This window comes from Salegentibacter agarivorans (assembly GCF_900113135.1).
In the GTDB taxonomy this organism is placed as follows: Bacteria; Bacteroidota; Bacteroidia; order Flavobacteriales; family Flavobacteriaceae; genus Salegentibacter; species Salegentibacter agarivorans.
This window is the reverse complement of the sequence record NZ_FOOH01000020.1, coordinates 38,854-62,755: the sequence shown is the minus strand read 5'-3', so window position 1 is coordinate 62,755 and position 23,902 is coordinate 38,854. Positions and strand designations below refer to the sequence as shown.

Genomic DNA, 23,902 nt, shown 5'->3' with positions numbered 1-23,902 from the left:
AAACAGAGGTGATTATTATAGGATTTTTAAGCGTTTTGGTGCCTTAATTCTAATGCAGCTTCTTTTTCATCTTCCTTAGAAAACCGAATGGCTAAACTAATAAGACCTGCGGCCAGAATACTAAAGCCAATCCAAAGAAATGCGTCTGAAATGGCTGCTGAAGATGCCGAAGCCCTTGCTGCTTCTACAATTTCATTATTTCGGCCTTCGTTTGCCGCAATTGCTGCTTCTTCGGCTGCAACCGATTTAATTTTTAGGAATAAAGCTGCGAAAAATGCTCCTACATTTCCGCCGGCACCTACGATTCCCGAGATAGAGCCTATAGCTTTTTTATTGATAAAAGGCACCACGGCGAAAGTAGCGCCCTCAGCCATTTGCACCGCTAAACTGAATGCAGTAAGAAGAAGAATGGCTATAATAAGACTGCCGGCCATGGAGAATAGCGAAAGTATAATACCTTCAGCAATTAGAATTAGGGTGAGAAAGAATACCCGGCCTTTTAATCCGCCTTTTTCTCCCGATTTATCGCCAAAATATCCACCCAGGGTCCTGGCAAAAAGATTCATAAGGGCAAAGCCTAAAATAATGTTTCCTGCTGTTACGCGCTCCAGGTTAAAAGTATCTTGTAAATAGCTGTCCATGGTACCGTAAACCGTAAGCTCTATACCAAAACACACACCGTAAACTACAAAGAGTATCCAGACGCGATAATCCTTGATAGCGGTTAAAAATCCATTTTGATCTTTCTTAACCGGAATTCTTTTTCCCGATTTTTTTAGGTCTGAAAAATTTCCTTCCGGGGTGTCTTGTGTGAAGAAATAATAGATAAAGCCCATACTGAAGCATACAAGTCCTGCCACAATCATTGCATAACGCCAAACTTCGGTTTCTGCAACTCCAAAAGCAACAAGACCAGTAGCAATTAAAGGCATTCCTAACCTGTTTGCGCCTCCACCCAGGTTGCCCCAACCGGCTGAGGTTGCATTGGCCGTGCCTACTACGTTAGAAGCAAACATTAAAGAAGTATGTACTTGCGTAATTACAAACGAAGCTCCTATGAACCCCATACATAAGCGACAAAGTTGAAATTGAAATGGCGTTTGTACCAGGCCGCAGAGTATGGTGGGAATGGCTCCTAAAATTAATAACCAGGTATAGCAGAGCCTGGGACCGTATTTATCACATAACTTACCAATTAACAGGCGGGCAAAGACTGTACCTGATACCGCGAGGATAATAGCGTTCCATTTTTGGGAGGGGCTAAGGCCTAAATCTTTTTCTACCTGGGGCATAAAAGGCACTATTCCAAACCAGGAAAAAAAACAGATAAAAAAGGCAAATGCCGAAATCCAAAAAGTCCTTATTGGAATACTTTTTAAATTTCTTAAATCTAATTTTGTTGCTTTACCAGTGATCACATCCTTCATAATACTTAGTTTTATGATCTAAAATTAAGTATAAATACTTAAAAAAAATAAGTAAAAATGAATTAATGCGAAAATTAGAAAATTGAGCCTTTAGAATTATAAATTTCTAAAAATAAGATATTCAAAATATTAATCTTCAGGTAATAGAAGTGTTCCTGGAGGTGCGAACAGTAAAGAAGTTTAAATTTCGGGATAATTATTTGGAGAGGGGAATTTCCTTAAATTAATTTTAGCTCCCTGGATTTATGAGTAAGTTCCATAAGGTTTTTTACTTCTAATTTTTTCATCAAATTAAAGCGGTGAGCTTCTGCAGTTCGTTTACTTATTTTAAGCTCATCGCCAATTTCCTGGTTGTTTTTTCCCTTTAAAATAAGTTCAAGAATTTGTTTCTCTCTTTTGGTAAGAATATTAAGGGCCGGGTCTTGCTCCGGGGAGCTTGTCTCTAAGCGTTTTCCAGAATTGCCATTCACAAAATTGTTTACGATAATTGCAGAAATATCGCCACTAAAATATTTTCCACCGTCGGCAATCTTATTAATGGCTTTAAGAAATTCTTCTTTGCTCGATCCTTTAAGTAAATAACCATCTGCGCCGGCTTCTACGCATTGTACTACGTATTCGGTAGAATCGTGCATGGAAAGAACCAATGTTTTTACTTCAGGAAAATCTTTTTTTACTCTTTTAACTACTTCAATCCCGTTTAGCTCGGGCATTCTAATATCAACGATTAGTAAATCAGGAGCCTCTTTTTCAATGATTTCAAGGGCTTTTTTACCATTCGCTGCTTCATTCACCACAGTTAGATTTTCTTCATTTTCCAGTAAGGCAATAATGCCATCGCGCACCAGTTCGTGATCATCGGCTAAAAGAATTTTGGTTTGCCCCATAATATTTGTGTTTTATACGTACGAAAATACGCATTTTTTAATAGAAGTCTAATCTTGTTTTAGGGGAAGATTCAGCGTTACCCGTGTGCCTTCCCCGGGAGAAGAATTAATAAACAATCTACTGTCTATAAATTTTACACGTTCTTTCATAAAAGTAAGTCCCATCCCACGATTGCCGCTTTTTTCTGAAGCAATACTTTCCTGGTCAAAACCTTTACCATTATCTTCAATACTAATACTTAAAATTTCTTTGCTATGGCTTACACTTACAATAATATGGGTAGATTCGGCATATTTTATGGCATTATTTACGGCTTCCTGGGTAATGCGATAAAGATTAATTTCAGTAATATTTCCCAGGCGCTTTGAAAACCCTGTTTTATTGAATAAAATAATATTTTTCCCGGTGAGTTTTGAAAGTTCTTCGGTGAGTTTTTGAAGCGCCGGAACAATTCCATGGTCTGTGAGTTCCGGTGGGGTGAGGTTGAAAGTAGCAGCGCGAACTCCCTGAATAATTCTTGTACTTAATTCTTTTAAATTTTCAATTTTGTTTTCGGCTTTTTCGGGATATTTAAAATCTATGCTTTCAAGGTTATATTTAAGTCCGGTTAGCATTTGGCCAATTCCGTCGTGAATATCTTTTGCAATTCGGTTCTGCTCGTTTTCCTGGTTTTCAATGATTTTTTTAGCAATTAAACCCTGTTGCCGCATTTTTTCTTCGTAACTCTTTCTTGTAAGTTCTTCAATTTTTAGCTGGGCTTCTTTATTCTTGGTGATATCTACGCCAATAATAGTAAGTTCGGTTTTATCTTTTTCGGGCTGAAAAGGAACGATAGATAATTCAAGCCAGATATCTTTTTTGTCTTTGGTAGTAGCTTTTACTTCCCCCTGCCAGCCCGATCTTTTATGGGCTGAAATGAGTTTTTCAATATTGAGTTGTTCATTTTCTTTAGGTGATAAAATTTCAGAGAATTTAGTCTCCATATTAAATTTTTTATACTGAAATAGCTTCGAAAACCGATCGCCTATATGCAAAACATCGCCATTTGGGGTAATTCGGGCAAAAAGTAAAATTTGATCCATTGCCTGGCCAAGTGCACGTAATTCTTTTACCGATTTTTCACGAGCTTCGCTTATGGCATCTGCATCACGCGCCATTTTTACGGCCCGGGATTCTGCGTGCATCAGGTTTTTAATATTGTTTTTAACCCCTTTAGCTGTTGGTAAGAAGATGAAGAAAAATTCAAGTAATAAAATTGAAAGCGTGAAAATTGTTAAAAATAATTCCAGGTTTTGCAATTGTTCCACCCGGGTATGTGCTTCTTCATCATATTGGTTTACTATAGCATCCATAAGACCAAGAAAATTGTCCTCATTTTCTTTGATTTCAGTAATTTCAGCTGAAAAATCTTCTACAGGACGTCCCGAATTTTCATCTATTTTCAGCAGTAAACTTTGCGATGCTGCCCTAATTCTCTCATAATAAGGCTGAATTTTACTGAATTTTTCTTCAATTTCATCACTCTGTGCTGAAGCGATATTTAAACTGTCGCTCCCATTTTGTAGAACTTCATGAGAATGCGTCCAACGAGTAAGGCTTTCTTCGAGGTTTTGTGCAATTTTTTTGCGCTCGTTTATGCTTTCGGTTTCAAGGAGTAAAAGGCTCTCTTTGGTAAGCTTTTGACTCAACATTCTTTGGCGACCCGAGATATTGATAAGTTTAGAATCTCCTTCCTGTTCTTCAAGGAATTTACCGATAAATAACTGACTTATAATTACCGAAAGCGCAATGGCTGTTAGGGCCAGAATATATAGCTTTCTAAGTTTTATAAAGGTATGTTGGTCTAGAGAGCTATGTGACGCCATTATTTATTTTAAAGCTTCTTGTATTAAAGTTTCACTATGTGCGGAAAGAGGAAGTTTTAGGGCGGCTTTATGCCCTTCAGGAGACATTTTAGCCCAGGTTTTCTTTACAATGTCTATTATTTTATCATCATTATGTTTTGCCGCAAAATTTTCAAAATAATGTTCAAGAAAAACCAGGCACACCACATCTTCCATAATTTGAGAACCTTCGTCTTTTTTAATCTGCTTTTTCTTAATTAAAAATGAAACCCGATCCCGAAAATCTTTATCATAACCCACTTCTTCCAAAATTTCATCTGTAATTTTAGCGTGGGTTTTTTTGAGACCTTCGCGCCATTTTAAATATCCAATTCTATTTTTTGGATAGGTGTCTCGAGGAACTGTCCACCGACAAATATGCTGCGCACGTACTGCAATTTGTAATTCTTCGGAAGCCTGCGGATGAAAATCCAGTAACTTATCTGTCATTCGTTGTGAATACAATAATTCTTTCGGAAATTCTTTTCCGTTTGCTATTTCCAAATTAGGATCTTGAGCATTTTTATTGTCAATACGTTGTATGGCTTCCTGGAATTTACTCATTGGGAGGTATCTTAATCTATAAAACCAATATAGACATTTTCTGCTTCAATTTTTACCGGATAGACTGCAATTTTGTAATCTTCACCATTAAGATTATTCCCGTCTTTTAAGGAAAATGTTTTTTTGTGCATAGGGCAGGCCACTTTGGGAATTCCCTCTTTATCGCCAATCATTCCGCGGGAAAGAACCATTTCCAATTTATGCGGACAAAGATTTTGGCAGGCATACCATGTGGATTCCCGGGCAAAATTAAACACCGCAATTTGCTTGTTTTTATATTTTATACAGGCACCGCCATTTTCGGGAAAATCTTTGGCTTTCCCCACATTCACCCATTTGAGCACTTCTGGTGCAGTTACACTTTGATACTGAGCTAATAATTCTTGCATGGCTTTTAAAGTTTGAAATTAGAAGTTGATTTGAAAAAGGAAAATTTAAGTCCAGGCCTTAGGCATTTTTTGGTCTCGAAGCGGGACATAACTAATATTATCATCACCTTCATCTGAATTGACAAAGTGTTTAAAACGCTTCATCATTTCAGGATCTTCAATTGCCTGCTTCCATTCGCATTCGTAATTGGTTATTAGACTCTGCATTTCTTTTTCAAGATCTTCGGCAATTCCTAAAGAATCTTCAACTACTACTTTTTTTAGATGTGCAATTCCACCGTCTAATTTCTCCAACCAGGGCGCAGTTCGCATAAGTGGCGCGGCGGTACGTATGTAATACATCAAAAATCTATCAAGGTATTTTATAGTGGTTTCATCGTCTAAGCCTTCAGCGAGTAAAATTGCGTGTTTTGGGGTTGCGCCTCCATTTCCGCATACGTATAAATTCCAACCAGATTCTACAGCAATAATTCCAAAATCTTTTCCGCGTGCTTCAGCACATTCCCTAATACAGCCCGAAACACCACCTTTTAATTTATGAGGAGAACGCAGACCGCGATAGCGTTCTTCAATTTGAATGGCAAAACTTACGCTTTCATGCATCCCAAAGCGACACCAGGTAGAACCTACACAGCTTTTAACGGTTCTTAGCGATTTTCCGTAGGCGTGGCCGCTCTCAAAACCGGCATCAATTAATTCTTTCCATATTTCGGGCAGTTGATGCAATTCGGCGCCAAAAAGATCTATACGTTGCCCACCGGTAATTTTTGTGTAAAGGTCAAATTTCTTGGCTACGGCGCCTATAGTCATTAATTTATCTGGGGTAATTTCTCCGCCCGGAATGCGTGGAACTATAGAATAAGTTCCATTTCGCTGAATATTGGCTAAAAATTTATCATTACTATCCTGGATAGTCACCTGTTTATTGGCAGTTTCCATAGTAGTACTCGCAAAAATTGAAGCCAGAACCGGCTTACATTTTTCGCATCCATGTCCTTTTCCGAAAAGATTTAATGCTTCATCAAAATCTTTTACTTTATTAATCTTTACCAAATCAAAAAGTTCTTGGCGGTTAAAATCAAAATGTTCACAAATCACCTCTTTTACTTCTTTTCCGAGAGATTTCATGGTAGCATTAAAGAGATCTGTTACCATAGGTTTACAACCGCCACAACCTGTAGAGGCTTTAGTTTTGGCCACCACATCTTCCATAGAGCAGCATTCTCCAGCTTCCAGTGGTTTACAGATATCTCCTTTTGAAATAGCTTCGCAGGAGCAAATTTGTGCAGAATCTAGTAACTCGGTTACCGAACCAAGGCTTGAGTTTTCGCCCCCGCGGCTTCCCAAAATAAGATCTTCAGGATTCTCTGGGAGTTTCATCCCATTGATATATATCTGGAATAAATTCTGATATTCTGAAGCATCGCCAACTAAAATTCCACCGAGAAGTTTTTTGCCATCGCGGGATACGTTGATTCGTTTATAAATTCCGCTTTGCTTGTTTTCGTAGGTAATGGCAGAAACTTCTTCATTTTCAATAAACGGATCGCCAAAACTGGCTACATCGGTGCCAATTAATTTTAGCTGGGTAGACATATCTATATGAGCGGCCATAGTTTTATCGCCCCCACAAATTTGAGAAACGGCAACCTCAGCCATATTATATCCCGGCGCAACAAGACCGTAGATAGCGTTATTATAAAGCGCAGCCTCCCCAATGGCATAAACGTTTGTTGCTGAAGTTTCCATCTTATTATTAACAAATATGCCACCGCGCTCGCCAGTTTTAAGTCCTCCAGATTTTGCAAGTTCATCCCGGGGCCTAATTCCGGCAGAAATAATAAGCATATTGGTCTCGTGCCTGGAGCCATCGGAAAACGTAAGCGCATCAATTTCCTCTTTACCGCTAATTTCTGAAGTAGCTTTATTGATTAAAATTTTAATACCTAAATTTTCTATTTTACGAATAAGGGTATTACTAGCAGCTTCGTCTAATTGTCTTGGCATTAACCGGGGCGCAAATTCTACCACGCTGGTTTCAAGACCAAGTTCTTTGGCTGCGTTTGCCGCTTCCAGGCCTAAAAGTCCGCCGCCTAATACAGTGGCTTTAGATTTATTGCTCTTCTGAAGTTTTTTTGCATAGGTTTTTATTGCATCTAGATCTTCTGTAGTACGATACACAAAAACCCCGGCTTTTTCTGAACCTTTTATAGGTGGAATAAATGGGGAAGAACCCGTTGCCAGTACAAGGTAATCGTAGCTTATTTTTTCACCTTTATAGGTGATAACTTCTTTTTCTTTGGTATTAATTTCTGAAATAAGCGAAGAAGTACGTAGTTTAATTTCATGATCTTTATACCAGCTTTTGGACGCCAGAAGTAATTCATCTTTTCCTTTCTCAGAAAAATATTCGCTAAGGTGAACACGATCGTAAGCCGGACTCGGTTCTTCCCCAAACACCTCTATTTGATAGTTTTCTCTATCAGGTCTGGTTACCAGTTTTTCACAAAATTTATAACCAACCATCCCGTTTCCTACTACAACTATTTTCTTCATAACTACGTAAGTTTAATTCAAATTTAAGTAAAAATACGTATTAATACGTATTGAATTGAATTTTCTGCGTAGAAAAACGGAATTAAGAAAAATAGCCGCTTATAAATAAAAAATCGGTATTATTTGAAGTTTATAATGATTTTTAGTGAAATCTAATAATTTGAAGGGTGGCTTAGTATTTTTATTATTACCGATTATTTTTAGAATTTGTTAAAAGTTTAATTAAGAGTCGAGATTTAAATGTTCTAGGCTTTATCTCGAAATTTAATCAATGTTTCCCTATAAGAGCTTCGGGAGCTTGGTTCGAGGTAGTTTATTTTTGATAGAGAAAAAGCTACAAAAAAAATGAGCCTGATAAGTTACCGGGCTCATTTAAAAAATATTTCAAATTATCCAGAGTTTATGTGTTACTTTCTGGACTATAATTTTTTACTAATAATCAGAATAATCGGTAGGATATAAATAGTGAATATCTATTTTAGAAACATTGCCTTGGTATTCGGGAATAGCTTCCATTTTCTTCCATACGGGTGAGTTGCCAAAGCTTTCCCAGTGCTCATCTCTTGATTCCTGGTCGCTAAATGTTGTGAGGTACATAAGATTTGGCATATGGGGCCCCGCTATCACTTCACCATAAAAAACAGCATTAAAATCCAATTCATCAAAAAGCTTTATTTCCCCTCCTTCATTAAACATTTTTATCTTATTCTTCAGCAAAGCTTCGGTTGAGGATTGATAACTTCTTAGTTCATAAACCCGGTCTTTTTTAGGCCCCTCAATTGCTGAAGGTTTCATTACCGGCATATCTTTAAATGCTTTTAGCAAAATGGTACTCATCCTTTTATAAGGTGGATTATCATTTGAACCCGATATATAATCACCATCTTTTTGCTGAAAAACTTCTGAATTCTGAAAGGCTTTATTTTTTGACGCAAATTCCTCTAAAGAAGTATAAGGAATCAACACATACAGTTTATTTAGGCTGTCGGCCTTGGGTTTGAAAACACCAATATTTTTCACTCCTAAATCCTTTAAGCCGGGGAGTAGTGCGTTTTGAAGGTAATTTTCGGTCTTTTCTACCTGATCGTGGTTTTCGAATTCATAAACCTTGAGTTCATAATATTCCTGTTCTTGAGCCTGGTTCACCAAAGGAGCGATAATTAAAAGGAACAGGGGAAGTAAAGTCTTAAAATTGGGAGCATATTTCATCATGATATATTTAAAAGGTCAGGAAATCGATTTTAGCAAAGTAAAGGTTTTTAAAATTATCAAAAAAAAGCGGCTGCTATCTTGTTTCCTAGTTTCTTTCTGGGTATTCTTTTAATTACTTAGTGATTACCTAATTTTTAATCCCAATCCAATAGGCGTTTTTCCCCTTCTATATTTTTAATATCAGTAATATCCTGAGACATTTCAATTACACCTTTATAGTTTTTCTGTGCATCACGAACAGCAAAGTACCTAATGTAGATAAGCCGACCTTTAAAATTGATCCAAAAAGATGATTCACTTTTTGTTCCTTTTCTAAATTCTTCCAGAATTTTTAAAACAGTACCTACACTTTTTGGAGGATGACAAAATTTTACTTCCCGGCCAATAATACCCGCACTTCTAGGAAATACGCGTTCTTCTCCACGATTGTAAAATATCACTTTGTCATTTTCATCTACATAAGTAAGGTCTAACGGCATAGTTTTAAGAAGCAGGTTTACCTGGTCAACCGTCATATAACCCTCATCGTAATGGGCGGTATTCTCTAACGAAAATGAAAGCTCTCTTTTGGTGAAATCCCGGCTGGGATGTATATATTCCTTATTAGGAAAGGCTGGTGGAACCTGCGGTAGCATCCAACCTATTTCTTCTTCTCCCACACGTACTTTGGTCCAATCTTCTTCTGTTAGTATTTTTAGAGCGTTTGGAAATAATGTTGTTTCTTCAATTAATAACAATCTAAAAATTCCGCTGATAAGATATTGTACGTCCTGGTCTATTTCTTCTATTTCCCTTGCTTCAATTTTTTTCCTCAATAATCTAAATTGCTCTCTTAAAGTGTCGTGAAAAGACCACATTCCCTGTGACGGGCCGTTCCATCCTTTTTGTTCCAGGAAAGGAAATAGTTGGTTCTCTTTTCTCTCAAAACGTCTTTCTATAGATTGCAACTGATTGAAAATATTATAGAACTTTTGATATTCAGCCGTGGGATCTGTATTTTTTAGTTCTTCAGTAAGTAATTTTATCAATTCTTGTTCCTGAAAATATACACTTACCGGGTGTCCTGCAGCTAGTTTAGAAGTATCAATCGTATCATTCATTTTTGTAAAATTTAATTTTTACAAAGAAAGATTTTAAGGCATACACAAATTTATGATCGCAATCACATTGCAGAAATTTGTATAAATAGCTGTAATAACTGAATTTTTCACAATAGAAAAATTCAGAAACGATAAGAAATTCCTTTTTTCTGATTAGGGTCATAAATCGCAGAATAAAATCCTATTAATTTTACTCTATAATCGAGATTAAATGCATCGGGGTTTACTTTGCAAATTTATTAACCGTTTACGGTGAGTGCCTAAGTTTGCTGTGAGGTAGCTTAATTCAATTATATTCATCTGATAGTTTCAGAAGAATAGATTTTCAAAAGATTCTGAATTCTTTTTTCTCTAAAAGTCATCATAATGAGTGTGTTAACGGAAAATAAATTATCACCACAAGAAGAAATTTCAATATTAAAAAACACGAAAAATGCCGTTATCCTGGCTCATTATTATCAGGAACCGGAAATCCAGGAGATCGCTGATTTTGTCGGAGATAGTCTGGAGCTGGCCAAAAAAGCTGCTACCACAAATGCTGATATTATTGTTTTTGCCGGCGTACATTTTATGGCTGAAACTGCCAAAATCCTGAATCCGTCTAAAAAAGTTCTTTTACCCGATCTTAACGCGGGTTGTTCTTTAGCCGAAAGTTGTCCTCCTGAAGCTTTTCAGCAATTAAAAGATAAGTATCCCGATCACGTGGTGGTCACTTATATTAATTGTTCTGCTGAAATTAAGGCAATGAGTGATGTGGTTTGTACCTCCTCTAATGCCGAAAGAGTGATAAATTCCATTCCTTTAGATAAACCAATCATTTTTGCACCCGATAAGAATCTTGGCCGGTATTTAATAGAAAAAACCGGCAGGAAAATGTTACTCTGGGATGGCGCGTGTATTGTTCATGAAGCTTTTTCTATAGATAAATTGCTGGAATTGTACGCAAAGTATCCTTCGGCTAAAATTATAGCTCATCCGGAATCAGAAGAACATATTCTTAAAATTGCAAATTACATAGGGTCAACTTCGGGAATGCTCAATTTCGTAAAATCCAGTGATCAGGATACTTTTATTGTAGCTACCGAAGCAGGAATTCTACATCAAATGCAAATGGATGTACCTGATAAAACCTTGATTCCGGCACCGGCAAAAGAAGATAATAGCTGTGCCTGCAGTGAATGTGCTTTTATGAAAATGAACACGCTACAAAAATTATACAACTGTTTAAAGGATGAATCGCCCGAAATAGTACTGGCAGAAAGCCTGATGAAAGCTGCTCACAGGCCAATAAAACGTATGATGGAACTGTAAATTATGAAAACAGATGTTTTAGTTATAGGTTCAGGAATTGCCGGGTTATCATTTGCAATTAAGGTAGCTGCAGCAAAACCAGATGCCATTATTCACGTGCTAACAAAAAGTAATAATGACGTTGGGAATACTACTAAGGCGCAAGGTGGGATTGCGGTAGTTCTCGATAAAATAAGGGATAGTTTTGAACAACATATAGAGGACACCATGAAAGCCGGCAAAGGCATAAATGATCCCGAAGTCGTAAAATTGGTAATTTCTCAGGCCCCGGAGAGATTGTACGAACTTATTAACTGGGGGACCAGCTTTGACGCAAATGAACTGGGAGAACTTGAACTGGGACTGGAAGGCGGACATTCACAAAAACGAATTGTTCATCACCAGGATCTTACCGGGAAGGAAATGGAGACTAAATTGCTTCAAAAAGCAGCATCTTATTCAAATATTATTTTTTGCGATCATTATTTTGTGACCGATTTAATTTTGAAAAAAGAAGAATCTACTACAACCTGCATAGGAGTAAGGGCGATAGACAGGCAAAAGGCTGAAGTGGTAAGCATCAGCTCTCGCGTTACATTTTTGGCCACCGGCGGAAGTGGAAGAATATTTCAAAATACTACAAATCCTTCAGTTGCAACAGGAGATGGAATTGCAATGGCGTACAGAGCTGGCGCAGAAATATTAAACATGAATTTTATTCAATTTCATCCCACAGCCCTTTATACTAAAAACCAGCATTCTTTGTTCCTTATTTCTGAAGCGGTTAGAGGTTTTGGAGCATATGTAATTGACAGTGCCGGAAATAGATTCCTTTTTAAATATGATGCTAACGGAGAACTGGCAACCCGCGATATAGTTTCTGAAGCGATTATGAAAGAGCTGCAACAATCGGGTAAAGAATCGGTATTTCTTGATTGCCGCCACCTTGAAGCAGAAGCTTTCAAAAGTCATTTTCCAACCATTGTACAATATTGCCTGGACGAAGGGATAGATTTTAAAAAAGATCTTCTCCCTATTGTGCCGGCCGCTCATTACCAGTGCGGTGGAATTCAGGTAGATAAATTTGCCAGAACCAGCATTAATAAACTTTATGCTTCGGGAGAATGTGCACACACCGGTTTGCATGGCGCCAACAGGTTGGCTTCAAATTCTTTGCTGGAAGCTCTTGTATTCTCTCACCAGGCCGCAGGTAATGTGGTAGAAAAGTTGGATTCAATCCCGTTAGAGGAATGTGAGCAGGAAGTGATTTTTCAAATTGATGTAAGCAAAGAAGAAAGTGATATTCTAAATAATTTCGAAAAAGAGCTAAATCGCCTCATGAGCTATAATTTGCTTTATACTTCCGAAGAAAATGAAAAGCAGAGAGTATTATCGAAATTGAAATTTTTAGATGAAAAAATTGAAAAACTATGTAAGAATAGTAACCCGGAATTTTTTGAGCTAAAAAATATGATTCAAACAGCCATGATTGTACTTGAACATGCAATTAAAAGCAAGTTTTTGAATAAAAAGGAAACCCATAAATTTTCTAATTGATGTCGAGCTATTTTTAATTTTTATAAAATTTCAACTCACATATTTCCCTGGGTGAGATTATATAGGTTGTAGCCGAATAAAATAAGGATGGTAAGCAATGCAATAACAGTAGGAATGGGAATATTATGTACATTTAAAGGAATATGAAAAGGCGCTTTTTTCTTATTTTTTCTGTTTTTATAACGAAACATTAATAATGAAAAATTGACCATTCCAAAAACAATAAAAATAAAAATATTACTGATGCTGGCCACCATTTTTAAATCTCCTAACAGTCCGAAGGCAATAGCTAAAATTGCGATGGCAATAATGGCGTAATTGGGAGCATTTCCTATACCTGATATGGTTGTAAACTTTTTTAACCAGGTTACCCCGCTATCGCGGGCAACATCATAAAGTAATCTGGAAGTTCCCAATATATTACTTAAAATGGTTTTGCTCGTGGCAAAAAGAGCCACTACAACCAGCCCTGTAGCGCCAATCCTGCCCCATTTAGTTTCTATTACTGCAGCCAGCGGTCCTTCAGATTCTGCAAGTTTCTGCCAATCTAATACACTTACGGCGCTTATTGCAATTAGAACATACAAAATAAGTACAGCCAATCCACTTAGAAGTACCCCTTTGGGCATATTCTTTTCGGGATTTTTAGTTTCTTCGGCCATTTTTACCAGATCTTCGAAACCTATATAACTAAAAAAAATTAAAGCACTACCAGCTATAATTCCATTCCAGCCTGAATCATTAAGCTTGGTGAGATCTGTAGAGCCAAACTCGGGAATACAAACTGCAATAACGGCGGCAAGTCCCGCCAGGGTTATCACAGTAGCAACCGAATTATAATAAGAACTGTATTTAGCGCCAAAAATATTGAAGAGAGCCATTAACGCAACTATGCCTATTACAATTATCCATGCCGGGAAATCCCATAATCTATTTAAGTAACTGGCAAAGCTAATAGCTATAGCAGCAGCGGCTACCACACCGGTAAATACCATAAAAATAGACATAAAAAAAGCCGGCTTTTTACCCAGGCTTTGTTTAATATATTCAAAACTCCCACCGGAATCTGGAAACCGACTAACAAATTCGGCGTAAGACAATCCCGTTAAAAGAGCTACTGTTGCAGCTATAATAAAACTTAGCCAAAGCATATTGCCGCCAAGTGCTGCTGCTTCTCCTATAATTGCATAAATACCGGCACCTACAATACCACCAATCCCGAACATTAATATGTCCCATAATCCCAGGGACCTTTTTAGTTTCTTTTTTCCCATACTTACAATTTATATTTATTGTAAGAAATGACTAAATGTTTTAACGTCATCTAAGGAAAAAATAACATTCTATTTAAATTTTATGAGATTTTGGAAACGTAAGTATTTAAAATGTAATGATCTATGTGCCCTTATAAAAATCAGTATTGGAGTAAAACTAAGTTATTACATGAGAATCAATAAAATCTATAGATAAATGATAAGTGAAAACAAGGGCTGGAAAATAATTAAGAAATTTCTTCTAAAATTTCTTTAGCATAGCTTTTTGATATGGGAATGCGGCTGTTATTAATAATTATTTCTTTGCTATTAAATGCAGTAACACAGTCTTTATTGATTACATAAGAACGATGCACTTGCAAAAATGATGGAGAATTCATTTGTTCTAAAAAATCTTTAATACTGGACCTTATTAATTTTTCAGAATCTTTTAAATGTAATATTAGATATTGATCTTCTTTCTTTGCATATAAAATCTGATCTTCAGAAAGGATGATTTTTTTGTCTTTATCCTTTACTATTATTTGCGCCTTATTTTTTATTTTACTTACAGCTAATTCAACAGCAATATATAAATCCTTATTATTAAGGGGTTTTACCAGGTAACTTGTTGGTGTTGTAGCAATTGCTTTTTTTATGGTCTCTACATCATTAAAAGCTGTTAAATAGATGAGAGGAATATCTAACTGGTTCCCTAACCATATCCCTGTCTGCGGGCCTTCTACTCTAATATCTAAAATAGCAATATCTGGTTTTAAAAGGGCAATCTCGGCGAGTGCGGTTTCTGCATTTGTTGCCATCCCACAAATTTTAAAACCTAAATCCTCCAACGTCTGTTTTAGAAGCTCCTGGGTTATTATTTCATCTTCTAAAATATAGATTTTTATGCTATTCATTTTTCGAAAAAAGTAAGGTTAATTTAAAATTAGTAGTGTTTTCAATCTTTAATTCTCCTTTCAATTGCTTGTTCATCATTCCTATAATTTTCATACCCATAGTTTGTTTCTGGGTTGCCTGTTGGGTAAAATTACCATTGTCAAAATAAATAAATACATACTTTTTATCCCGCTGCTGAAAATTTATAAATATTTCGGGATTCTTGGTTTGATGAAAAGCGTGTTTATTTGAGTTATTTATTAGTTCATTTAATAAAAGTGAAAAAGGGGTGGCTTGAGTGACGCTTAAAATGGAACTGTCAATATTTAGATGATACGTAATATTAGTAGGAAAAAGCTTTTTGTAATAAGCAACACAGCTTTCTATATTTTCTTTAACAGAAATAAGATCCTGGTTGCTTGAATTATATAACAGGTCATGAATACCGGCGATAGACTCGATCCTGCTTTGGCTATCCTGTAATTTTACTTTTAATTCTTCATTTTTACTGTTTGCCATTTGCAAACCTAATAGCCCGGAAACAATTTGAAGATTATTCTTAATTCTATGATGAATTTCTAACATCATAGTATTTTTAATTTGCGCTTCGTTCAATGCAATTTTATTTTTTGCAAATAATTTCTGTTTTACTTTATATTGATAAAATAGAAACAGAACAGAAATGACAACAAAAAATAGAATCAATAAAATAAACCACCAGGTTTTATAAAAAACTTCTTTAGAAATTACTTTTAGTACAATCGTTTCTCCTATCTTTTCTTTAGAAGCACTGTAGGCTTCAACTTCTAAATTATAAACTCCTGCTGCCAGATTTGCGAATAAAATTTCTTTACCAGCGTAGGTAGTAAACCAGTCTGAGTTACTTCCGATATTTAATAAACGATACCGGTACTTAATATCCTGAGGGTTTAGCTGTCCAAAAACAGAGAGTGTTGCAGAAAATCTTCTGTATTCTGAAGGCAAATCAATCTTGCGAGTATTATTTAAAAAGTCTGGAGAAGTGTTAACTTCCCAGCGATCGTTTTCTGAATTAAAAAATGAGATAGAAGTAAATTGAGGTTGTGCTTTTAAATTATTTTCAACTAATTCATCTGGCTTAAAATAGCTAAGACCTTTATTACTTCCCATTAAAATACTGCCATCCTGTTCATCTTTATAGGTGCTAAACCTATTGCCTTCTAGCTCATAAACGCCATCTTTTGTAGTATATCTAATAATTTTTTTTGAAGATGGGTTTAAGGATACAATCCCGGCATAGGTATTTAACCATAAAATACCATTGTGATCTTCAACCATCCCAACAATGGATGCATTTAATGCATCTTTATAAAGCAGATTTAATTTTTTAGTTGTGGTATCGAATGTATAAATTTCCCCGAACTTTGTGGAAACCAGAATGCCATAATCTTGCAGATAGTTTATAGATAGCAAGTGATCTGTTTCTACATTTTCAAATGTATAGGTATTAAAGTTGCCGTTTTTGTATTCAAAAATTCCCTGGCCAGTGTTTGCAAAGAGGGTGGTGCCATCTGTAGCAAATTCCTTTACTTGTACAACCTCGGTATTTGCAATTTTAGTATAGCTATTTTCATTAAGACTGTATTTATAAATTCCACTTCCTGGATCTGCCGTAAATAGGCTGTCTTTTAGTTTTATAATTATTCCACTATGTATTTTTATCGTTTTGTCCTGAATTACCTCATAATTTGAATCCAGGGTATATAGATAATCAGAGTTTGCAATTATAAGATTGTTGTCTGTTCCATTGAAAATACCCCGGGAGTAATTAATGTTCAGCTTGGTAGCATCGGATAGAATTTTTATTCGTTCTTCTGTATTTTTTTTTACGTCGATCTTGTAAAGCCCCTCTGTATCTGTTGCTATGATATACTTGTTTTCCTTTAACTTTTTAATTGAACGGATGCTTTTATCTTTTAAAAAAGTTTTGATTTTACTTTTAATAAAAGAATAGGAATCTAAGGTGTTTCCGTCGAGTATTACCAGGTCTTTTCCAAAATCCTTGTAAGCAATTCCTGATATATTTTTTACTTTAATTGTAGTAAATAACTCCTTTTGAAAATCTTTAAGGCGATATAACTCCATTGCTGTGAAGTCTCCATCAATTTCAGTGGAAAAGGCATAGTTGAAACCTGAAGTAAACTGCAGTTTTTTATTTCCGCCTAGAACACTATCAGTATGAGGTATTTCTAAGAATTTTTTAAATTCTTTATTGAATTTGAAAGCATTCTTATAGTTATCAATATAGGTGTAAAAGGCATCACTGACTTTAAATGGGGGCTGTATTATCGTTGGATAAAAATTAATTCCATTTGTGGCTTCAAAATCACTTTCGGCTATTTTTTTTATGAACTTTCCCTCCTTATTCAGAAAAACGCCCTCTTTTTCGGTTTGTAATTTTATCAGGGTAAAGTCATCCATTGTGATTGGATCATCCAGCACCGGTTGAGCAACCGGTTTTTCAAAAGGAATAGAATCAATAAACCTTAATTTTAACTTATCAAGTTTGGCACTATAAAATTTATTGTTTGACGTAAGAACAATAGGGCTTGAATCTTGAGCAGTGTAGGCTTTTGAAATTAAAAAGTTTGCGTTAAGCTTATTATATTCTTTGACAGCTTTAAGCGTTAAGGTTTCTGTGTTGATATAAAATAATTCAGCTCGAGCAACCTCGTAAGATAATTTTAGATAAAGTCCGTGGTCCTGACTTTTAAAGAAATGACCTTCTTTAATCTTTTTATTAAAAGTATCAGGTAATTTCAAGGTGAAGAAATTAGCCCCATCAAAACGTTGAATAATAATTTCCTGCTCTCCTAAAATATATTCGTTTGAAAGTTTATTCTCGCCTAAAATCCATAGCCATCCGTTAGTATCGTAGATAGAGTGGAAGGAATTGGAGATTAAATAACCATCTCTAAATGAAAAGGTATTTTTACTAACTAATAGAGAATTATCTTCTTGACACCAAAGTGCAACTGAAAAAAGGAAAATGAATACAGCAAATAAGTTTTTCAAATTTTGATTTAAAGAATATTAGATCAAATGTAAAGAAGCATTATAGTTTTTTAAGTAAAATATATAATTATTTAAAAAAGCTATAACAGCTATAACACTTCAATATTAAATCAATTAAAATTATTTGTGAAGAACTTACCTGTTTTAAAGATGTAAAAAATACGTTCATTATGCTTAAAAAACTCGTTCACGACAAAAAAGTGGCCGTTCACGACATTTTTTTTAATCCTTTCTGCATCTTTTCTACTTTTGACGGGAAGCGTAAATATTCAACTAAAAATAGTCATTGATAAAATAAGTAATACCTGGGATATTCGAAAAGTTACTCAAATTATTATGAACATTGTTTAGGATTAAATTAGAAGATGTAGAGCGAAGACTTCACATCTATTGAATGTATAGAGAAGATATTCTCTAATTAATAATGAATCTTAAAAAAATGGGGCGAACTAACGAATTACCAAATTCTCTCACATGGAGAGAGAAGGCTCTTTTAGAGGAGCAGGTATATTTAATTAATTATAACAAATATGAAAAATCACTAAAAGATAAGTTTAGTAGCATAATTAAGTAGATAGAGCTAGAAACTTTTTGACGATATAATTTGGGGATTAATTCGATGCATGTTTTTTAAGTATTTTTATTTGGGGATAGGAATACTTAGGTGTTAAGCATAAAGAATATGTTTTCGGATTAATTTTAAAACCTTTCCGTTCGCGGAAAGGTTTTTATTTTTCATATACTTTATGAATTTAATATTACCAGAAGATGGTGAATCAAAAAACCCTTTTTTTTGACTAACTAATAGCCTTCCTCAATTGTCAAATTTTTTAAGTTTGGAGCAGTGAACAGCGCTAAATCTGATTTGAACCTACAAGCAAATTTTGTAATTCACATTAAAAGCGGTTAGAATTAGGTTGGAAAACAATCTATCGCTTTATATTATTACCAGAACTAATTTTCGTTTTTCTTCCAAAACTTGAGTTTTATAAATTTCTCTTTATTCCCTGACAACAGAATGAAATTTCGGTAAAGCTATCCTGTTTTTTTTATTAAAAATTTTTTAGGTGAAATTTGATTATAGTAAGAATTTTCTAAAAAAATGAAAAAAAATGTATGAGGTACATTTATTTAGAAATAATATTTATATATTCATTTCCTAATAAATCTGTTAACTTAATATTAAATATTGTTTAATGTGATTTCCCACTGTTTATCTAAGCTAAATTTTTTACAAAATTTAGCTTATCCAATAAAAGATCACAAGCTATAAAACTAATTTTTTAATAACTATTTCATTCTTCTTTTACCTACAAGTAAGCTAGACTTGAATGTAATAGGAGGAATCGGATTGGAGAATTCTGGTTATCGTTTTCAACTAAATAAATATATATGTTTAAGCCCCTCATAAACGTAGCATTTGGAATTATTTTAGGAAGTTTTATATGTACTTCACAAAAATCACGTCAATGGCAACCCCTCTTTAATGGAGAGAACTTAGATAATTGGGAAGTTAAAATTCGCGGATATGATCTTGGTGAGAACTTCGGTAATACTTTCAGAGTAGAAGATGGGAACTTACAAATTAGATACGATCAATATGACGGGGGGTTTGATAATAAGTTCGGACATATATTTTATAAGGAGTCTTTCTCCTCTTATCTCATAGGAGTGGAATATCGCTTTATAGGCGACCAGGTTACTAACAATCCAGGTGGTTGGGCCTATAGAAATAATGGAATTATGTTACATGGACAGGAGCCGACAACTATGGGCAAAGATCAGGACTTTCCTAATTCAATAGAAGTCCAATTACTTGGGGGTAACGGAGAAAATGAACGATCTACTGCTAATCTTTGTACTCCTGGAACCCAATATATAATGAAAGACAAACTCATAAAAACTCATTGCAAAGAATCTTCTTCTCATACCTATCATGGAGATCAGTGGGTTCGGGTAGAAGTGCTGGTGCTAAGAGATTCATTAATGGTTCACTATGTAAACGGGGAAGAGGTAATGCGTTATAGTAAGCCACAAAGAGATGATGGGGAGCTTTTAAAAGAAGGTACCATTTCGTTACAAAGTGAAAGTCATCCTACTGACTTCCGAAAAGTAGAAATTATTGACTTAAGTGAGTATGAAAATAAGCCAGATAAACTTCAAAAAGTGGTAAAAACACTTATCAGTGAAAAGCGAGTAGCAGGTAAGTAGTAGTAACCGTTATAGTGTTCCTCTAAGTTTATGAAATTAGAAAAGTTTTTACGAAATATAGCGTCGGGTCTTACTCTGGGATTAATCATTATAATCCAGGGATGTGAGAAACCTGGTATGTTTACAGAAATGTCTTCTGATGAAACAGGAATAGTGTTTTCTAATGATATTACAGAAGATGGACATAATAATATAATGACTTATGAATATACCTATAATGGAGCGGGGGTAGCAGTTGGAGATCTAAATAATGACGGCTTGACTGATATTTATTTTATAGGTAACCAGGTGCCAAATAAATTATTCCTTAATCTTGGAGACTGGAAATTTGAGGAGGTTACTCTTCAAGCAGGTCTTCAGGGTAGAAATGACTGGAACACAGGGGTAAGCCTGGTGGATATAAATGGAGATGGCTGGTTGGATATTTACGTTTCCTATTCTGGAAATTCCCCTTCTGAAGGATACAACAAGGCCATTGTAAAGGAGTACTCTTCCAGATCAAACCAACTCTTTATTAATGACGGAGGAAAAAAAGGTGGAACTCCTACTTTTACGGAAAGTGCTCGTGAATATGGAGTCGATGCTCGGGGTACCTTTACTTCTCAAGCCTATTTTTTTGACTACGATCTGGATGGAGATCTTGATATGTTTTTATTGAACCACGCGAATATGTTTTATTCGGCATTTTTTAATGTGCAAAAATTAAGGAGTTTAAGACATCCCTACTTCGGTAATAAATTATACAGAAATGACAATAATAAATTCACGGAAGTAACCGAAACAACCGGGATACATGGCAGCGGGCTTAATTTTGGATTAAGTGCATCAATTTCAGATATTAACAAAGATGGCTGGCCAGATATATATGTAACTAACGATTACGAAGAGCAGGATTTTTGCTATTTGAATAATAGAGATGGGACTTTTAAGGAAATTTCTCATCTCGCCATGGGACAGCTTTCAAAATACGGTATGGGATCAGATATTGCTGATGTTAATAATGATGGTCTCCCTGATATTTTTGTGGCTGATATGCTTCCTGAAGATAATTACAGACAAAAAATTCTGAAAGGACCCGATGAATACAATAAATTCTCCAAAGCGGTAGATAGCGGCTATCACCATCAATATATGAGAAATACATTTCAGCTTAATCGTGGGCTTGCCGAAGATTCAATTCCGCGTTTTAGCGAAATTGCCCAATTTTCGGGGATTTCTAATACAGATTGGAGCTGGGCCACACTGTTTGCCGATTTTGATAATGATGGTTTAAAAGATCTTTTTATAACCAATGGCTATCTACGGGACGTGACCAATCTCGATTTTGTGAACTTCACTACAAGTAAGGAAATATCCGAAGCTAATGCCAGGAATCAAACAGTTGATTTATTACCGTTAATTAGTAAAATGCCTTCTACTAAAATTTCAAATTACTCCTTTCGAAACACTAATGGAATAAAATTTGAAAACCACGCTACAAAATGGGGCCTGGATAAACCCTCTGTTTCTACTGGCGCGGCCTATGCAGACCTGGATAATGATGGAGACCTTGATCTTGTAGTTAGTAATTTAAATGATCCTGTTACCATATATCAAAACAACCAGCAGGAGTCTCATAAGAATAATTATATTAAAATAAAGCTGAAGGGGGAAGGCCATAATACATTTGGTCTGGGAGCAAAAGTCATCACAACACTAGGAGATCAAAAGAAGCTTTATCATGAAGCCTATTATACGCGAGGATATTTATCTTCTGTTGAACCTCAATTGACAATAGGGATAGGTAAAGAAAAAAACTTAAAAAAGTTGGAGGTGGTTTGGCCAGATGGAAGAGTATCTATTCTTGAAAATATAGATTCTAATCAAGTTTTGACTATTAATCAAACTGATGCGGTCAATAAGTACCAATCACCAATAGACATCGAAACACCTTTATTTAAAGAGGTGACAAAATCATCAGGATTAGATTTTGAGCATAAGGAAAACGATTATGTAGATTTTCTTCATCAGGGATTAGTACCATATCAATTATCCCGTTTAGGAGGTAGAATGGCTGTTGGAGACGTTAATGGAGATGGTAATGATGATGTTTTTTTTGGAGGAGCTTCCGGTCAGTCAGGGCAGATGTATTTGGGAAAAGATAATGGAACTTTAGAGAAAGGGCCAAAAGGGCAGCCCTGGACGGCACCAGAAGATGTTTACAGTGAGGATGTAGGAATACACTTTTTTGATGCTGATACTGACGGTGATCTTGATATGTATGTATTGAGTGGGGGAAATGAAAAACCTGTAGGATCTTCTTTTTATGAGGATAGGCTTTATATTAATGATGGAGCTGGGAACTTTGAAAAAGCAGTAAACTCCCTACCTAATACTTCTTTCAGTGGGGGAGTGGTGGTTTCTACAGACTATGATAAGGACGGAGATCTTGACCTCTTCGTAGGAGGACGCCATAAAGCAAAGAATTATCCTTTCGCCTCGCAGAGTATATTGTTAAGAAATGACAGCCGGGATAGTATTGTGAAATTCACAAATACCAAAGAAATAGCTTTGGAAAAACTAGGAATGGTAACAGATGCCGTTTGGACAGATATTGACAATGATTCCTGGCCAGATCTCTTTATAGTTGGGGAGTGGATGCCCTTAACGGTACTTAAAAACAACAATGGTATTCTTACAGATAAGACCACAGAATTGAACCTGGATAAGACGAAGGGTTGGTGGAGTAGCATAGATGCACAGGATTATGATCTTGATGGAGATATAGATTTTCTTCTTGGAAATGCGGGGCTCAATACTCAATTTTATGCTTCCGCGACAGAACCAATGGTATACTATGTTCAGGATATAAATAAAGACGGGAATTTTGATCCGGTATTGTCATACTATATAGACGGGGAGAGTTACCCTCTCCCAGGAAGAGATGAAATGCTTGGGCAGGTAGCTTCACTACGAAAGAAATATACTTCTTATGATGACTATGCCAGTGCAACTATGAAGGATTTGCTAAAAGCAGCAAATGTAACATCTACTTCAATCCTTGAGATTAATGAACTAAGCTCGAAGTATGTAGATAATCTTGGTAATGGTAAGTTTAATTTAACCTCCCTGCCAGAGATGTCTCAATTATCAATGATCAATGCTTTTGCCTTTGATGATTTTACTGGTAATGGGAAGAATGATATCGTAGCTCTTGGAAATTTTTTCCCTTATAGAGTGAATTTAGGAAAATCTGATGCATCAAAGGGAGTTCTTTTGAATGTAATTGATAAAGAAGTTACCACTAATAACCAATTTTCGAGTTTATGGTTATCCGGAGATATTCGAGATGCTAATCTTATGCGCTTCTATAATGGAGCAAAAAGGTTAGTCATTTCCCGCAATAACGATAAGGCCAGTATATATAAATACAATTAAGAAGCACGAATTTAATATATCGTGATAGAATTAAGACCTAATAAATTATGGATGCATATTACGTATTTACTAAAACGTTTAATTAAAATTCTTCCTTATAGATGGATTTAAACATAAATGACCACATTCTAAAATAAGTATTAATTAAATCTGCCCCGCCAATGAAATAAACCAATTTAAACAGAATGCACAAAACAAAAAAAG

15 protein-coding genes are annotated in these 23,902 nt (G+C 35.4%); 4 read left to right on the top strand and 11 right to left on the bottom strand.

Annotated elements, in window-relative coordinates; all coding sequences use genetic code 11:
• Positions 1 to 26: 26 nt before the first annotated feature.
• The 8 genes from BM084_RS14030 to BM084_RS13995 all read right to left on the bottom strand — a co-directional run bounded on the left by BM084_RS14030 (position 27) and on the right by BM084_RS13995 (position 10,019).
• Positions 27 to 1,427, bottom strand: coding sequence for an MFS transporter (locus BM084_RS14030; protein ID WP_093305616.1), 1,401 nt, complete (start codon positions 1,425 to 1,427; stop codon positions 27 to 29).
• Positions 1,428 to 1,645: 218 nt separating this feature from the next.
• Complete coding sequence (locus tag BM084_RS14025; protein WP_093305615.1) at positions 1,646 to 2,314, bottom strand: response regulator transcription factor; 669 nt, start codon at positions 2,312 to 2,314, stop codon at positions 1,646 to 1,648.
• Positions 2,315 to 2,362: 48 nt separating this feature from the next.
• Positions 2,363 to 4,180, bottom strand: a complete 1,818-nt coding sequence (locus tag BM084_RS14020) for a sensor histidine kinase (RefSeq protein WP_093305613.1) — start codon at positions 4,178 to 4,180, stop codon at positions 2,363 to 2,365.
• A gap of 3 nt (positions 4,181 to 4,183) precedes the next feature.
• Positions 4,184 to 4,762, bottom strand: a complete 579-nt coding sequence (locus BM084_RS14015) for a DUF4202 domain-containing protein (RefSeq protein ID WP_075326658.1) — start codon at positions 4,760 to 4,762, stop codon at positions 4,184 to 4,186.
• An 11-nt stretch (positions 4,763 to 4,773) separates the two neighbouring features.
• Positions 4,774 to 5,151, bottom strand: a complete 378-nt coding sequence (gene nirD / locus BM084_RS14010) for a nitrite reductase small subunit NirD (RefSeq protein ID WP_075326659.1) — start codon at positions 5,149 to 5,151, stop codon at positions 4,774 to 4,776.
• 45 nt (positions 5,152 to 5,196) lie between these two features.
• Complete coding sequence (gene nirB / locus BM084_RS14005) at positions 5,197 to 7,707, bottom strand: nitrite reductase large subunit NirB (protein WP_093305611.1); 2,511 nt, start codon at positions 7,705 to 7,707, stop codon at positions 5,197 to 5,199.
• A 432-nt stretch (positions 7,708 to 8,139) separates the two neighbouring features.
• The gene (locus BM084_RS14000) at positions 8,140 to 8,919 is read right to left on the bottom strand and encodes an NIPSNAP family protein (RefSeq protein WP_245764385.1); all 780 of its coding nucleotides are present in this window, start codon (positions 8,917 to 8,919) and stop codon (positions 8,140 to 8,142) included.
• 134 nt (positions 8,920 to 9,053) lie between these two features.
• Positions 9,054 to 10,019 carry a DUF438 domain-containing protein gene (locus BM084_RS13995; protein WP_093305609.1) on the bottom strand — a complete coding sequence of 322 codons (966 nt, stop codon included), beginning with the start codon at positions 10,017 to 10,019 and terminating at the stop codon, positions 9,054 to 9,056.
• Positions 10,020 to 10,385: 366 nt separating this feature from the next.
• Here BM084_RS13995 and nadA point away from each other — a divergent pair, with 366 nt between their 5' ends.
• Positions 10,386 to 11,330 (top strand): quinolinate synthase NadA, encoded by a 945-nt coding sequence (nadA, locus tag BM084_RS13990; protein ID WP_093305608.1) that lies wholly within the window; start codon positions 10,386 to 10,388, stop codon positions 11,328 to 11,330.
• 3 nt (positions 11,331 to 11,333) lie between these two features.
• Positions 11,334 to 12,866 (top strand): L-aspartate oxidase, encoded by a 1,533-nt coding sequence (gene nadB / locus BM084_RS13985; RefSeq protein ID WP_245764384.1) that lies wholly within the window; start codon positions 11,334 to 11,336, stop codon positions 12,864 to 12,866.
• 35 nt (positions 12,867 to 12,901) lie between these two features.
• Here nadB and BM084_RS13980 read toward each other — a convergent pair whose 3' ends face one another.
• From BM084_RS13980 to BM084_RS13970, 3 genes are all read right to left on the bottom strand, one after another.
• Entirely contained in the window at positions 12,902 to 14,140 is a 1,239-nt protein-coding gene (locus BM084_RS13980) for an APC family permease (protein WP_093305604.1), read from the bottom strand.
• Between the two features lie 227 nt (positions 14,141 to 14,367).
• Positions 14,368 to 15,036 (bottom strand): LytR/AlgR family response regulator transcription factor, encoded by a 669-nt coding sequence (locus BM084_RS13975; protein ID WP_093305603.1) that lies wholly within the window; start codon positions 15,034 to 15,036, stop codon positions 14,368 to 14,370.
• The gene (locus tag BM084_RS13970; protein ID WP_093305601.1) at positions 15,029 to 18,070 is read right to left on the bottom strand and encodes a histidine kinase dimerization/phosphoacceptor domain -containing protein; all 3,042 of its coding nucleotides are present in this window, start codon (positions 18,068 to 18,070) and stop codon (positions 15,029 to 15,031) included. The genes BM084_RS13975 and BM084_RS13970 overlap by 8 nt, the downstream gene beginning before the upstream one ends.
• A 1,392-nt stretch (positions 18,071 to 19,462) precedes the next feature.
• Here BM084_RS13970 and BM084_RS13965 point away from each other — a divergent pair.
• Together BM084_RS13965 and BM084_RS13960 are read left to right on the top strand one after the other, a co-directional pair.
• Positions 19,463 to 20,281 (top strand): 3-keto-disaccharide hydrolase, encoded by an 819-nt coding sequence (locus BM084_RS13965; protein WP_075326668.1) that lies wholly within the window; start codon positions 19,463 to 19,465, stop codon positions 20,279 to 20,281.
• Positions 20,282 to 20,311: 30 nt separating this feature from the next.
• On the top strand, positions 20,312 to 23,698 hold the full coding sequence (locus BM084_RS13960; protein WP_093305599.1) for a VCBS repeat-containing protein: 3,387 nt from the start codon (positions 20,312 to 20,314) through the stop codon (positions 23,696 to 23,698).
• Positions 23,699 to 23,902: the final 204 nt, after the last annotated feature.

What these genes read in the sequence shown, in the direction of transcription:
- nirB (WP_093305611.1), bottom strand. Translation starts at nt 7,707, where the DNA reads ATGAAGAAAATAGTTGTAGTAGGAAACGGGATGGTTGGTTATAAATTT.
- BM084_RS13965 (WP_075326668.1), top strand. Translation starts at nt 19,463, where the DNA reads ATGTTTAAGCCCCTCATAAACGTAGCATTTGGAATTATTTTAGGAAGT.
- BM084_RS13980 (WP_093305604.1), bottom strand. Translation starts at nt 14,140, where the DNA reads ATGGGAAAAAAGAAACTAAAAAGGTCCCTGGGATTATGGGACATATTA.
- BM084_RS13995 (WP_093305609.1), bottom strand. Translation starts at nt 10,019, where the DNA reads ATGAATGATACGATTGATACTTCTAAACTAGCTGCAGGACACCCGGTA.
- BM084_RS14030 (WP_093305616.1), bottom strand. Translation starts at nt 1,427, where the DNA reads ATGAAGGATGTGATCACTGGTAAAGCAACAAAATTAGATTTAAGAAAT.
- BM084_RS13975 (WP_093305603.1), bottom strand. Translation starts at nt 15,036, where the DNA reads ATGAATAGCATAAAAATCTATATTTTAGAAGATGAAATAATAACCCAG.
- BM084_RS14025 (WP_093305615.1), bottom strand. Translation starts at nt 2,314, where the DNA reads ATGGGGCAAACCAAAATTCTTTTAGCCGATGATCACGAACTGGTGCGC.
- BM084_RS14015 (WP_075326658.1), bottom strand. Translation starts at nt 4,762, where the DNA reads ATGAGTAAATTCCAGGAAGCCATACAACGTATTGACAATAAAAATGCT.
- BM084_RS13960 (WP_093305599.1), top strand. Translation starts at nt 20,312, where the DNA reads ATGAAATTAGAAAAGTTTTTACGAAATATAGCGTCGGGTCTTACTCTG.
- nadA (WP_093305608.1), top strand. Translation starts at nt 10,386, where the DNA reads ATGAGTGTGTTAACGGAAAATAAATTATCACCACAAGAAGAAATTTCA.
- BM084_RS14000 (WP_245764385.1), bottom strand. Translation starts at nt 8,919, where the DNA reads ATGATGAAATATGCTCCCAATTTTAAGACTTTACTTCCCCTGTTCCTT.
- nadB (WP_245764384.1), top strand. Translation starts at nt 11,334, where the DNA reads ATGAAAACAGATGTTTTAGTTATAGGTTCAGGAATTGCCGGGTTATCA.
- BM084_RS14020 (WP_093305613.1), bottom strand. Translation starts at nt 4,180, where the DNA reads ATGGCGTCACATAGCTCTCTAGACCAACATACCTTTATAAAACTTAGA.
- nirD (WP_075326659.1), bottom strand. Translation starts at nt 5,151, where the DNA reads ATGCAAGAATTATTAGCTCAGTATCAAAGTGTAACTGCACCAGAAGTG.